Here is a 14410-nt window from a genome sequence, read left to right on the forward strand (position 1 = left end):
TGTCAACCCCTTAAAGGTTTAAAAAGAAATGAAATGCAAAAAAAGCTCTATAAATGCGACTAAAGTCTCGCATTCATAGAGCCTTTTCAAGTACAAATGATACAATTCGGCACATAGTATGGGTTAATACTATCATTCAGTTTTGTCATGCTCAGTCTCTGTATCTCCATTCTTCGGATAATACCAAAGCAATGTCCAATCGTCCCCATCCTTTACGATATAACAATTCTGCACGATTTTAAATTGACCAAAGGTTCCCGTAAACTTCTGGGTAACACCAATGCGATATGCCTCTGCAAATGGCTTAACGCCATCAATTACCGTAACGTCAAACTCTCGCTCTGGTTTTTCCATCTCCAGATCAAAGGTTTCCACCCCAAAATGCTGCATGAAGATATGCGCTCTCGACTGTAAATAAGCGCTTTTGGGAAAGCGCTCTTTCATCAATGGATGAAACAACTCCCATGAACTGCCGAAATCACCCGTCTGCTCATATTTGTAAAACTCTTGGGCAATGGAAGCAGCTTCATCTGGTGCATCTGCACGAAACAGATATGGGATGGTTCTGACTATGAGCCACAACAGCAGCAGCACAAGTGCTATGAATCCGATCTTTTTAAGTAACGCATTCCGGTTCCTTCTTCGCAGCATGCCCCGTCCCCCCTTGTCCTACTTCCATACTTATGATGGATAGCAAGCAAGTAGAAGCGGGAACTAGCGAGCAGCATTTCCTGGGAAATCACTTTCTTTTGACTGATGATCGCCTTGGAGACCTGAATCTTCTGAAAACGACATTAACCCCTATATATAAGGCAATTCCGCCACATCCGCCAAGCAGATCTACGCCGACATCACGGATTGAACTCGTCCGGTTAGGGCTGAACTGTTGAATATATTCATCAATGGAGGCGATAACCGCTACTACGGCCAGGGCAGCAGCGATACAAGTGAACATCCGCATTTTCCTGTATCTCAGCCCACCATAGATAAGCACCGCCAGCACAGCATATACAAATAAATGTGCACTTTTCCGAAATATGAACTCAACAAAATCATACGGTCGTTGTCTTAAGGAATAATCAAGCTCACCGTATGTGAATTGCACATCAGGTAGCGCAAATCCGATCTTTACCTTTTCAGACCATTTATGCAGCCAAGGCTGGATGGTCTGCTGCTGATATGATTGGGTCGAAAAGTGCCAAATCACCAAAACCCACGCCGCAATCAGAAGCAGTGACAAGATATAAACATAAGGTCGTTTATTACGTCTATGCTTATGCCTTCGTTTCCCGTAATCCTCCTCCATAAGCATGGTCCTCACCACTTTCATAAGCCTTTCATTATTTCTGTTTATTTCTCCAAATGTTCTTCAATTATTCCGTGAATGCGATCTTTTTCCTGCTGATCCACGATGTAATAATAAATCCCATTGATTTTCTCGCCTTTACCCTTGATTTCCACCGTATCTACATTCTCCAGATCATTACGATAATCAAGGAGAAGTTCCTTCATTTCATCAAAAGTAACATCCGTTCTGACATGAGTACCTAGTTCATCAAGCATATTCTGGATATGAAGTACACTGGAGAATTGCATCGTATTCTTAAGCATCTGCTTCAGAACCTCACGCTGTCGATCATTACGCCCCAAATCCCCTTTCGGGTCATCATAGCGCATTCTTGAAAAACCGAGCGCAGCAACACCGTCCAGATGAATATTCCCTTGATCATAACTCTGGCCCTCATAATCAAATGCAAAAGGATTATTTACATCCACGCCTCCGACCAGGTCAATGATTTTGGCAAAGCCCTCCATATCCACTTTCATATAATAATGAATGGGGACTCCCAAAAATTGCTCAACGGTATTTACCGACATGTCCACGCCTCCGAAGGCATAAGCATGATTGATCTTATCTACTGTATTGTGTCCCACAATGTCTGTCCTTGTATCCCTTGGAATATTAAACATGAGCACTTGTTTTTTCCCTGGGTTCACACTCAGTACAATCATCGTATCCGAGCGCCCTCGATCATTAGGACGCTCATCCACGCCAAGAATAAGTGCATTAAAAGGCTCTTTACTGTTGATATCCACAGGTAGCCCACCTCTGCTATCTGTGACCGAGACGGGCTTTACAGGATTCCGGGGCTCATAGATTTGGTCAGCGGTTGATTTAACGGATTGGTAGAGATATATGGCATAACCAAACACAACAACTACAAACAAGGAAACAATCCAGATGGTAACTTTCATCCACTTTTTCATGTGTTCTTCCTCACTCACATTCAAGATGATGAATAGCGGTTAAATGATTGCTGCCGCTTTCCCTTCCAGCTTCGTCAAACCTGGACGACCAACAGAATAATATTGAAGATTAGATGCCTGCACCTGTTCAGCACTATACAAATTACGACCATCAATCATAATTGGGTCCTTCATGATTTTGGCCAGTTCATTCAAATCGATATGAGCGAATTCCTTCCATTCAGTCAACACACACAAGGCATCTGCTCCTTCAGCAGCATGAAGTGGATTCTCTTCCCACGTGATGGAAGCTACATCTACCTCTTTACGGAAATTCGCAGTTGCAATGGGATCGTAGGCCTTAATGACTGCTCCAGCATCACTTAAATGCTGAATGATATCGATCGCTGGAGCATCCCGCACGTCATCTGTCTCCGGTTTAAAAGCTAACCCCCAGACAGCAATTGTTTTTCCTTTTAAAGATCCCAGCGCCTCTTCCAGTTTGTGAATGACATGAAAACGCTGATCTTGGTTTACTTGGACAACGGATTTTAACAGTCTGAAATCATAATCAACCATACCCGCGATTTGAATTAAAGCCTGTGTATCTTTTGGAAAGCATGAACCTCCATAACCAATGCCTGCCTTCAAAAAGGAAGCTCCTATACGCTTATCATAGCCCATGCCTTCGGCTACTCTTGTAACGTCGGCTCCTACTTTTTCACATATATTCGAGATTTCATTAATGAATGAGATTTTGGTTGCGAGAAATGCATTGGAAGCATATTTAATCATTTCGGCTGATCGAATATCCGTAATGATCAGGTTCTCGGTCAATGGCCGATGAAGTTTCTTCAGTGTTTTAATTGCCCGATCACTGTCTGTTCCAATGACAATCCGGTCAGGATTCAGCGTATCCTTGACCGCAGATCCTTCCCGGAGGAATTCGGGAACAGAAGCCACATCGAAAGGCTGAGATGAAATACTGCTAATCAGCTCACGGACACGATCATTGGTGCCTACAGGAACGGTGCTTTTGGTCACGATAATTTTGTAGCTTTCAATGTGACTTCCAATCTCTATAGCTACTTGCTCCACATAGCTCAGGTTGGCTTCGCCGCTCGGAAGAGAAGGCGTGCCTACAGCGATAAAGATAATATCCGACTGGCTAATCGCTTCAGCAATATTGGAGGTGAATGATAGTTTGCCTGCTTGCATGTTGGAAGCCATCAACTCTTTGAGGCCAGGCTCATAGATGGGCACGTTGCCCTCGTTGAGCATCTCTACTTTGGCCTCATTGTTGTCCACACAGATGACTTGGTTGCCGATCTCCGAAAAGCATACTCCCGATACAAGACCTACATACCCTGTTCCAATCACCGCAATATTCATCTTGTTTTCCCCCAATTCACGCAATTTTGGATAATATCTGTCCATTCCATCTCGATTCGCACGATATCCTCTTCCACCAGCTCACTGCCCATCTGAACTTCAATGATTTCAAGTTCGGTTACGGCTTTCACACTGTGTTTACTACCTGCCAGGATGGAGATAACATCCCCTTGATTAAGCAATCTCAGTTCACCATCCAGAATCAGTTCGCCCTGTCCCGAAACAACTGTCCATACTTCATTTCGTTTGAGATGGTATTGATAAGAAAAATTCTTATCTGCCTCAACAATAATGCGTTTAGTTAATACCTCTTCTCCTCTGGCATTACGCGTGTAATCAAGCACTTTGTAACAACCCCAGCGGCGTTCCTCATACATAGGACGTTGATTATCATCCTTAAGAATCTCTTTAATCTGTGGACTTGCCTCTTTCTCACTAACCAGAATTCCATCCGGACTCGTCGCAACAATAAGATTGGATACTCCCAGCACACACACCGGAATATTCAACTCATTGATTAGATGTGTGTTTACCGAGCTATTCGTCATTACACCTTTGCCCACAATATGAGTACTCATTTCGTCCGTCAGCGTATTCCATGTACCGAGATCTTTCCAATATCCCTCATAAGGTGTAACCACAATGTGACTGGCTTTTTCGACCACTTGATAATCAAAGCTAATTTTCTGTAATCTTCCGTATTGTTTGAGCATCTCTTCATACTGAATTGGCAGTTCAAGGGAGATCAGCAGATTAATCAGATAGTTCAGCTTGAATGCAAAAACCCCGCAATTCCAAAGGGCAGATTGCTCTATCATCTCTGCCGCTTCAGTCTCACAGGGTTTTTCTTGAAAACGTGATACTTTGGCGTAATGGTTATGTTTTTCGGTTTCATGTGGATCAGGAATAATATAACCGTATTTCTCTGAAGGATAAGTGGGCTTTACCCCGATTAGTGCGAGCTCCGCACCAGACTCATCCAACACTCCTTCAAGCTCTGTAACTTTATAGAAAAAGGATTCCTCCACATATGGATCAACGGGAAGTACAGCAACCGTTTCGTTCAGACTGACGCCCTGTACCGAGTACAGATAAACAGCTGCCAAGGCAATTGCGGGAAAGGTATCTCTGCGTTCCGGCTCTACGACAAGATCAACCTCATCGCCCAGTTGACTCCGCAAAATCTCCACCTGTGGCTTACTCGTTGCAATCGTGGCCTGTTCGCTTAATCCCGTATGCTGCAGTTGCCTCCATACCCGTTGAACCATGGATTCCGTCTGCCCTTCAGGGCCCTCCAGTACTTTCAAGAACTGCTTCGATCTCGTATCGTTGGATAAGGGCCATAACCTCTTGCCTGATCCACCGGAGAGAAGTACGATTCTCATGGTTATCACTCCACTCTCTATATTTTACACACATTGAGCCCATTTTTTTAAACTGTTGCGGTTGTTTCCATATACTTAGGTGTAGGTTGAGAGATCGTTTTTGAGGAGGTATCCATGTTTGCCGTGTTTACTTCATGAGTCCATATTCGATAATATCCCGAGTTTTTCCCGTAGGAGTTATCAATCAGTACATTGGGTTTTGACATAAGGCAGGATAAGATATGTCCGTGTAATCTGGAAGAATGAATCATGCGATAATCCGCGAAACAACGAATAGCCTTATTCACCAGATAATCACTATATTTCATCCATAAAAACTGTGAAATGGCTCGTGACGCCCGCTTTTTCAGTCCTTTACTGATGTAATAAATAAGTTTCTTTTCATATCTGTTATATAATGTTGGCCAATCCTGATTATCGCCTTGTACTTCCATCTGTGTTTGTTCTGAATTTTTTTCAATATCGGTTCTATAAAAATTGAGTCTCTCTTTGCTTGGGTTAATCTTCACTTCTATTGGCCAAAGTTGATGCGCCATATCTGGAAGAAGAGCAACATGACAATTTATAAAATACGTAGATGCCAACAGATAAGATGACTCATCTCGCACATATAAATGGAGATTTGTATGTTTATTAAAAATTGCTGCTGTTTTAAGAATATTGCTTTCCTCTTTATAGAAGATAGTCTGAGGCAAAATCACTATTTTGTGTCGAGGATAATTCTGAACAACTGTTTCTCTCACCTTCTGATGAGCATCATACAAATCCCCGAAATTACCTCCCCCACTAAGAACAATAATGTGGTCTTCTGGGATATGAATGTTTTCATGAAAATCATGCACGCTATATCTTGCTGAAACGTGAATGTGGTTGCTCTTAAAAAAAGCCTCTGCTCCTTTCATTATTAATATATCGCCGCCGTTACTATAAACCGGATAATCAATATAATAAATTTTGGATTTAGGAGGTACGATCTCCAATATCAATTCAAGCCGCTTTTTTAACTCATCCATGGGATGAATCCTTTGCACGTTTGGCATCTTTTCCGGCTCCTTTGAGTATATTTTTCTCTCTCAATCTTTCCTTTAGAAAAGTAATATCTTCCTTGTTGTACAGCATCTTATGCATAGGCATTTTGAAAATAATGGATACGGATGCAAGTGACATCAACATGCGAACAAAGGAACCTAGCAATAATGCTAACCCTATTCCGTATAAGCCCAGTAGTGGAGTGAGCACAAAAAATAAAGTAATCGTCACTGCCAATGCTACAATCTGCCGGAGTACGATTACACCAGGTCTTCCCAACGCATTAAACGCCGAAGCCAGAATCCAGGATCCTCCGCCAACAATGCATTCCAGAGATAACAAATAAAACACACCGCTAGCTTCAAGAAATTCCGGTCCGAACAGTATTCCAATAAAAAAACGACCAATCAGCATACTAGGTATGATGATGATCGTCATAAGAACCATACTAATACGGAAGGCTCTGCCTACAAGAGTCAGTACCTTCTGCTGCTCCATGCCTGCGACCTTTGGAAAGATCACATTCGTTATCGCAGTCTGAACTACGTTAAACATTCGGGAGAGGGCAAAAACAACCGAATACAACCCAAAATCTTTGGGTGTAAGTAAAGCCAAAATAATTATTTTATCAAACTGGTTATACAAAGTACCAAGCAGCTCCACACCGTATACTCGAATACCATAACTGAATAGGTGAATACAGGTTCTAAATTGACTCACCAGCTTGCTTGCTGAACTGAATATTTGCTGCCTCATGGCATACATGTAACAGATTAATACAAGTATATTAGCTGCAAAACTAACAATGATTGCTCTTTCCACTGTTAATATGCCTGTTATCCACAGCAGTACCAGACCAACAAGATTAAATAAGGGAGCAAACAACCTTGATAGATTATAAATATGGAATTTATCCGTTCCTTGGGCGGCTGCTGCAAGCACTCCCATAAACAGCATTACAGGAACCATGGATACGGTATACCAGCGCGCAATGGAAACGACCGATTCCGAATATCCGGAGAGCCAGAAAGAGATGCCAAACCAACTTACAATCCCAGCTATCAAGCTGATAGGAATTTGAACCGCAAAGCTCATGCTGATGTATGTTGGTAATTGATTTATGTTTTTTTTCACATTGTAGATTAACGAGGTTGGTAGACCAAATGCAGCTAGACCAGATATAAAGGCGGGCCAAAACAGTACAGCAGCAAGTTCACCTTTACCTGTTGCCCCGAACATTCTGGCTGTAATAATAGAAGTGAGAGTCGTCACAGCCATAATAAGAATATTGGCAACACTGGTCATAAAAATGGTCTGCACGATGCTAAGCTGCCTTGGCTTTTTGGCAATTGCCATATTCATCAGGTGTTCAGTCCTCTGCTGTTCCGGAAAGACCCTACGATCGTTCCGTTACGATAAGATATTTTTGCCATTTCACTCATTACCTTTTGGACATTATTAAATGAGATTAATATTAATAACGCCGCCTGAACAATCCTAATAGTATGCTTGAATATTCCCCATCCACTCTTCTTATAACGTGTTGCATCACTAATGCCTTGCCAATAAACTCTTCGCAGTAACCAACGTTTAGTTAGCCTACTTTTTGCTATTTTGTGCTCTACAATAGCGTATGGACTGTAAAAAACTTTATATTCTAGACGAACTCGACCAATTAGCTCGCTTTCTTCACTTGACATTAAATTGCTACCTACACGTCCCAAATCTTCTCTAAATGGTTTAATCTGCTGAAAAATACTCATCCTGAAAGCTACATTAGCTCCAAAAGGAATAGAGGGCGCCTGCATTTCCACAATTTCGCTAGAAAAATCCATCAGCGTGTACAGACTAACGATATCATGTGGTATCCAATCAGGTTTCCCCCCCTCCCAGATAGGTACTATTTTTCCACCAACACAACCAATTTGGGAATCCATATCAAAAATTTTAATGACTTCTTTAATCCAGGTAGAACACGCTAGTGCGTCATCATCCAGGAATAAAATAAACTCTCCCTTCGCTTCCTGTATCGCTCTATTTCTTGCATAGGATAATCCTAATTGAGGCTCGAAAATATAGCGAACATGCGCTGGCATGTTAAGAGAGTCGAATAATTCTTTTGTGTTATCCGTTGAATTATTATCAATAACCAGAATCTCGTAATCAGCACTACCCGTGTCCCCATTCAAAACACTTTCAACAGCTTGCATCGTGTCTATTGCTCTGTTGTGTGTGCAAATGGATACTGAAGCCCTCATTATCTCACCCCAAATATACAGTTTTATTTGTTCAGGCTAATTGCTTCAACAGCTGTCCGCGATGCGACCATAAGCAATGATTAATAACCCAGTCATGACCGTTATTTCCCATCGTTCTGGCCAGTCCTTCATCTGTAATCAATTCTTCGATACGATTGGCAATTTCCTTTTCATCCAGAGGATTTACAAGATAACCAGTTATCTCGTCCTTTACTGCGTCAGGAATTCCGCCGCTGTTGCCCGCAATCACAGGTAATCTGTAGTAATTGGCTTCAAGAAATACAATTCCGAAACCTTCCACATCACCTTTTTCCTTAATATCACGGCTAGGCATGACAAACAGATCAGAACCTTCATATAACTGATGCAGCTCGTGGTCAGTGATACCGCCTGTGAATACGACTACAGAATCTAACCCGTACTGCTTCACCAGACGTTCCAATTCGCCTCTGTATGGACCATCTCCACATATTAGATATTTCAGATTAGGAATCCGCTTGATTACATGACTAATAGCTTTAAGAGTGACATCATGTCCCTTGCGCTCAACCAAACGAGAGACGGTTATCATCACTTTTTTGCCATGCAGATCATATTTATCGCGAATGTCTTCATTGAAATCAGAACCACCGTTTAGTTTGCTTACGTTTAACCCTGGTGGAATAATGACAATCTGCATCTCCGGAATGCCGAGCTCCACCAGCTTTGACTTGGTATACTGGCTATTGGCAATCACCTTGTCAGACCGCCTCAAAATGAACAACAGGAGTGGGAATAACTTGCTGTTCACCATCCCCATAACATCCAGGCCATGAACATAAGGGAAATATTTAACCCCAAAAAAAGTTTTCATAAACGGGCCGGCGATGCCTACTGGGAATATGTTAACAAAGTGTATTTCGTCGGCCTTTTTGCGCCATTTCAGAATAATAAGCTGGAAGACTAGGATAAGCTGCGATACGATGAGCAGGAGCTTATTGGAATTCCAAAAGATTCGTTTCCGGATAATCTCGAAATCGGTCTTCTGGTCAAATTGTTCGGACGCTGCAACATCCTTTATTTTATTCGTTAGAACCGTGGTCTCTTCTGCCGAAATCTGAGATATAAGTCCATAAGCATAATCATGAATCCCTCCTTTTTCCGGCGGGAAATCAATAGCAACAAATACCTTATTCATACATTTTATCTCCCTTGAGAGGTCTTATGGAAAGAGTATCTACATCGTGTTCATAATGATGTTCACCGTGTCTTTAGCACATTTGTTCCAGGAAAACAGACCCGAGTGATCTTTTCCTTTATAAGACATTTGCTTGCTCAATTCCGGATTTGATGTAATTTCAATCAATTGTGAAGCTGCTTCTTTCGGACTATCTGGATTAAAATACAAAACAGCATCCCCACAAACTTCTGGAATGGATGCACGAGAAGATACAATAACCGGGCAACCTGCCGCCATTGCTTCCAAAGGCGGCAAGCCGAAGCCTTCATACAAGGAAGGGAATATAAACCCAGCCGCATCCTCGTAAAGCGCCTTTAATTCCTCATCTGTAACATAGCCCACCCAATTAACTGCATCGGATTTGGCCCATGTCTGTTCACCAAAAACTTTACTGTTTTTAGACCCAACAATAACAACGTTCAGATTGTGAGCTTCGATCTCAGGTAAAACTTCAAAAATCAAGTTGAAGTTTTTATAGGGATTCATCGTACTCACGGCTAAGACATAAGGTGATTGAATACCATATTTTTCGATCGTTCCTGCAGCTGCCTTTTTTCGATGAATGTGATCAATACCCAGATGAGTGACCACGAGCTTGTGCTCCGCTATTTTACAGTGCTGCATCAGTTCTCCTTTGGAGAAGTGAGATACAGTAATAATCTTCTTGGACGTTTTCCCCAGTCGAACCATCAAAAATTTGTACCAAGCACGGAAAGCAAAAGAAAAAGCCTTTGGGTAGTTGAACACAGCGGCATCATGGATGGTTACAATCTGATTTTTGTTAAAAGCTGGCCCTGTGTTACATAGATTGATTAACAGCCCATTTTTCGCATGAAAGGGGAGCTCGAGTTGTTCCCATAGATGTCCTTTCAGCTTACCGACTTCTTTGTGATGAATATGCTTGAAATCAGGCTGAGTGACTATGTTGGAAGGTGACAGCAGACAAAACTCGTACTTTGCAGGATCGATTTCTCCCCGATCAATCATCTCATCCATCTCTTTCACAAGTTCAAGTGCATATCGTTGCACTCCAGTAATAGTTTGGGTGAGAAACCGGGCATTAATATATATTTTAGTCATGAACATCTCCAGCTCTCTTTGAAAGTTCCAAACGACCCGTTGCAGCCCCTCCCTGGGATGAACTTCCTGCATAGGCATGATGATAGAGACTTACAATCTCTTCATTCATTCGCTCAGCGCTAAACTTTGTCTTATACAAGGCATATCCTGCTTCACCCATCCTCTTCAGTTCATCCTTATTAAGATGTTTGAGAATCTGCAGCAGTTCATGAGAATGTTCGATGTCAAATAAATATCCGCTTCTTCCGTGCTCAACCAGTTCAGGCAGAGCTCCGCGATTGCTTGCAATAACAGGCTTGAAGTTTTTCATAGCCTCCACAGCGACCAGTCCAAACCCTTCCCAACGAGAAGGCATGATTACTGCGTCACACTGCTGATAATAACGATCGATATCTGCATTATTCACCCAACCCAAACGGATAACATTGTCTGGAAAGTTCCATTCATTATTCTCCAACACGCTATCCCCAATAACATATAAACGAATATAATTCTGCAATTCAGGATGATCATTCAATATTTGCAGCAGCACATCCAGTCCTTTTTGCCGATCATACCTGCCTACAAACAATAACCGAACGATTTCAGGCTCTCTGTCTGCCTCATTCCATAAGTTAAAATTGACACTTTCACGCTCTCGCACACCGTTATACACCAACTTGGACTTGGAGGCCGACAGCCCCAGCTTTATAGAACTTTCGAGCTCATGTTTAGAAATATTAATAATTACATCCGTTTTATATGACATCAATTTCTCGATAAACAAGTAGCCCTTCTTATATAACGGCTTCGTATCCATAAGAAATGCCCAACCGTGAGAACAATAAAAAATATGGGCCTTCCTTGGCAGAACAAAAAACAAGCCCCTTACGAGCAATCCCGCAAATGAGCTGTGAATGTGAATAATATCCGGTTTCAATTTACGTATAGTCTGGTAAATCTGCCACATCGCCGAGAGAAAGTACTTAGGATGACGCTTGTATTTGTATTGCAAAATATGATCCTGCTCCAAATCAAAACTTGTGGCGCTATTATTTGCGCTCATTAGCAAATAGACATCATAATGTTGCCGCTGGTATGCAACAACCTCATTGAGATAGGTTGCCATACCACCAACAACGTATTCCCCAATATGCAAAATCTTCACTGTGCTCACCCCGCTTTCTGTGGCTTATCATATTCATCACGAGACTGTACAAGAGCCTTACCAATAACAAACCATAAGAACACATTGGCAGGAAATATTTCAAGTACATTAGTTGTAAGACTTGCAGCTGCAATTCCAGCCAGTAGTGCAATGGCCACCTGCTGCAAACGGAACTCATCTAAACTAGGCAGCATATTCTTTTTACGAACAAGCGCTACAGCGAGCGAAACAAACAAGACAGCAAAGTATATTAAATCAATCCACCCTGTCTGTTCGTAAAAGGAAAAATATTGATTATCCACTGCAAAGTTATTCGATTTCAACCCGATGATGTGCGTTCGTCGGCTGGCAGCTCAGCGATACCATAAACAGCAGATGGAGACTCTGATCTCACCTGAACGAATGGATGAGATCTGTCATTCAGTGAAATCATTTGGGTGTTAACTTAACCTCCACGCGTGATTAACCTCTCATAGATATCACTATGTTCCTTAAGAAGATAATCTGCATTAAAGGACTGGCAATGCGCAAAACATTGATGCTTCAAATCTCTTTTGGCGGGTCCAGACAGATTGTAATAGTGGAAAATAGCCTTGATAATCTCCTCTACGCTATGGGAAGTAAATGAAAATTGCTCAGCGTCCAATAGAATCTCTGGCATCCCCCCAACCCTTGAAGCATAGACTGGCGTACCCACCTGATAAGACTCAATGACCACTCTGCCGAACGGTTCATTCCATGTGGAAGGTACTATGGTCAGATCCATGTCTTTCATCTTTTGGGCAATTTGCGATTTGTCCAGTTTCCCCATAAAGATAATACGTGTGTCCGAACCGGCCATCTCCTTCAACTGATCCAGCATGGGACCATCCCCAAAAACAAATAATCTTCCCGCAATCTTTTCATCCACTCGTTTTACTGCATTGATCAAATACTGAACACCCTTCACTTCGGTCAGCTGCCCGAAATATCCAATATCCAGCGGCAGATTATGACGAACCTCTTTGCTTGCATACAGATCCTGAACTACTTCGTTCTTCTCCACAATATTATGAATCACATGTTTGGTGGAGTGTTCGAAGAACCCCATCACTGTATGCGTCCGGAGAATATGCCCTGATATACCAATAACCGCAGAGATCATTCGGCTATATCTCTTGGAAATTTGTCTGTACATTTTGGAGTAGGCTGCGATCTTAATAGGCTCAATCAAAGAGAAGTCTCGAAGCGTGTGCACCACCGGGATATCCAGTTCATACGCCGCTTTCCAGATCGCCAGGCTAAGCCCCGGAATGTTCTGAGTATGGATTACAGACGGACGAGTCTGCGTAAGATAACGTTTAATTTGCTGATATTGCCTGACGTTAAAAATATCCTTAACTCGCCACAGCACTTTATCCGGAGTTGATAATTGCTTGGCCGAGTCACCAATCCAGTACCGATTGTTAAATGGTAATCTCAATATCTCAATTTCATTGACCTTATCTATCCGCAATTCTCCTTCCTTATGCCCCCCAACGGTAATGACTTTAACGTCATAAGTGGGATTGAGGGTTTGAGCGAGAATTTGCGTTGATATTTCAGCCCCGCCAATAACATCCGGCGGATACAAACTGTGGGCAATTAATATTTTTTGCACTCATCTCATCTCACTTTGATTGGTTTCACGGAGTTTCCTGCAACGTGGCACGAACGTTCTCAATCGTTAGTTTTAATCCATCTTCTAGTGAAATTTCCGGATACCAACCGAGCACTTCCTGTGCCTTTTGAATAACAGGGCGGCGAACTTTAGGATCATCCTGAGGCAAAGGCAGGAACACCAACTTGCTGTCCGATTGGGCTAACTTTTTTACCAAATACGCCACTTCAAGCACGCTGTACTCTGTAGGATTTCCGATATTAATAATCTCTCCATTCGCTTCTTCCGTTTCCATCAATTTTTGCAGACCACGAATATTATCATCTACGTAACAGAACGAACGAGTTTGCGAGCCATCCCCATAAACGGTAATGTCCTGCCCCGTAAGTGCCTGTGTCACAAAGTTAGAAATAACACGGCCATCATCGTTCCGAAGCCCTGATGAATACGTATTAAAAATACGTGCTACCCTCACGGAAACACCGTGTTTCGTGTAGTATTCATAACAAAACACTTCACCCAAACGCTTGGCCTCATCATAACAAGCTCTAGGCCCCCAAGTGTTCACGTTACCTCGATAACTCTCCGGCTGGGGATGAACTTCGGGATCTCCGTAAGCTTCACTCGTACTCGAATATAGGAACTTTGCTCCTTTGGTACGGGCGAGCTCCAACAAATGATAGGTTCCTCGAGTGTTCACCCAGATCGTTCCGATCGAATCTGCCTGATAGAACTTGGGTGAAGCGGGTGAAGCCAGATGATAGACTTCATCTACTGGCTGATCTACCAGAAAATCCAGTGAGTCGGACAACGTAACATCAGCTTCACGGAAAAAAAAGAGGGGGCTGTTAGCCACCTCTTGCAGATTTTTAGAAACGCCTGTTGAAAGGTTATCTATTCCGGTAACCTGATGTCCTTGATCAATTAATGATTTGACTAGATGTGAGCCTAGGAAACCGGCCGCGCCAGTCACTACAACATGTTTCAATGCGATCACACTCCATATTATCTAAT

Annotated in this window: 14 protein-coding genes; all 14 read right to left on the reverse strand. The window is 42.4% G+C overall.

The features are described from left to right. Positions 1 to 132: 132 nt before the first annotated feature. A complete protein-coding gene (locus A6049_RS10020; RefSeq protein WP_063564498.1) occupies positions 133 to 651 on the reverse strand; it encodes a hypothetical protein in 519 nt (172 codons plus the stop codon). 88 nt (positions 652 to 739) lie between these two features. Further along, entirely contained in the window at positions 740 to 1312 is a 573-nt protein-coding gene (locus A6049_RS10025) for a VanZ family protein (protein ID WP_063564499.1), read from the reverse strand. Between the two features lie 38 nt (positions 1313 to 1350). Then, complete coding sequence (locus tag A6049_RS10030) at positions 1351 to 2268, reverse strand: LCP family glycopolymer transferase (protein WP_063564500.1); 918 nt, start codon at positions 2266 to 2268, stop codon at positions 1351 to 1353. A 39-nt stretch (positions 2269 to 2307) separates the two neighbouring features. After that, positions 2308 to 3639 (reverse strand): UDP-glucose dehydrogenase family protein, encoded by a 1332-nt coding sequence (locus A6049_RS10035; protein WP_063564501.1) that lies wholly within the window; start codon positions 3637 to 3639, stop codon positions 2308 to 2310. Beyond that, positions 3636 to 5024, reverse strand: coding sequence for a sugar phosphate nucleotidyltransferase (locus A6049_RS10040; RefSeq protein ID WP_063564502.1), 1389 nt, complete (start codon positions 5022 to 5024; stop codon positions 3636 to 3638). Before A6049_RS10040 ends, A6049_RS10035 begins: the two co-directional genes overlap by 4 nt. 47 nt (positions 5025 to 5071) lie before the next feature. Then, positions 5072 to 6064 carry a polysaccharide pyruvyl transferase family protein gene (locus tag A6049_RS10045; RefSeq protein ID WP_063564503.1) on the reverse strand — a complete coding sequence of 331 codons (993 nt, stop codon included), beginning with the start codon at positions 6062 to 6064 and terminating at the stop codon, positions 5072 to 5074. After that, positions 6030 to 7415 carry a lipopolysaccharide biosynthesis protein gene (locus tag A6049_RS10050; RefSeq protein WP_095206037.1) on the reverse strand — a complete coding sequence of 462 codons (1386 nt, stop codon included), beginning with the start codon at positions 7413 to 7415 and terminating at the stop codon, positions 6030 to 6032. Before A6049_RS10050 ends, A6049_RS10045 begins: the two co-directional genes overlap by 35 nt. Next, positions 7415 to 8311 (reverse strand): glycosyltransferase, encoded by an 897-nt coding sequence (locus tag A6049_RS10055; RefSeq protein ID WP_063564504.1) that lies wholly within the window; start codon positions 8309 to 8311, stop codon positions 7415 to 7417. The genes A6049_RS10050 and A6049_RS10055 overlap by 1 nt, the downstream gene beginning before the upstream one ends. Positions 8312 to 8342: 31 nt before the next feature. After that, on the reverse strand, positions 8343 to 9488 hold the full coding sequence (locus A6049_RS10060) for a glycosyltransferase family 4 protein (RefSeq protein ID WP_063564505.1): 1146 nt from the start codon (positions 9486 to 9488) through the stop codon (positions 8343 to 8345). A 39-nt stretch (positions 9489 to 9527) separates the two neighbouring features. Continuing rightward, positions 9528 to 10610 carry a glycosyltransferase family 4 protein gene (locus A6049_RS10065; RefSeq protein WP_063564637.1) on the reverse strand — a complete coding sequence of 361 codons (1083 nt, stop codon included), beginning with the start codon at positions 10608 to 10610 and terminating at the stop codon, positions 9528 to 9530. Next, complete coding sequence (locus A6049_RS10070; protein WP_063564506.1) at positions 10603 to 11757, reverse strand: glycosyltransferase; 1155 nt, start codon at positions 11755 to 11757, stop codon at positions 10603 to 10605. Before A6049_RS10070 ends, A6049_RS10065 begins: the two co-directional genes overlap by 8 nt. 5 nt (positions 11758 to 11762) lie before the next feature. Further along, complete coding sequence (locus A6049_RS10075) at positions 11763 to 12080, reverse strand: hypothetical protein (RefSeq protein ID WP_145921914.1); 318 nt, start codon at positions 12078 to 12080, stop codon at positions 11763 to 11765. Between the two features lie 122 nt (positions 12081 to 12202). Then, complete coding sequence (locus tag A6049_RS10080; RefSeq protein WP_063564508.1) at positions 12203 to 13396, reverse strand: glycosyltransferase; 1194 nt, start codon at positions 13394 to 13396, stop codon at positions 12203 to 12205. Between the two features lie 25 nt (positions 13397 to 13421). Beyond that, complete coding sequence (locus A6049_RS10085; protein ID WP_063564509.1) at positions 13422 to 14384, reverse strand: SDR family NAD(P)-dependent oxidoreductase; 963 nt, start codon at positions 14382 to 14384, stop codon at positions 13422 to 13424. Positions 14385 to 14410: the final 26 nt, after the last annotated feature.

Source organism: Paenibacillus sp. O199, from assembly GCF_001636635.1.
Classification (GTDB): domain Bacteria; phylum Bacillota; class Bacilli; order Paenibacillales; family Paenibacillaceae; genus Paenibacillus; species Paenibacillus marchantiae.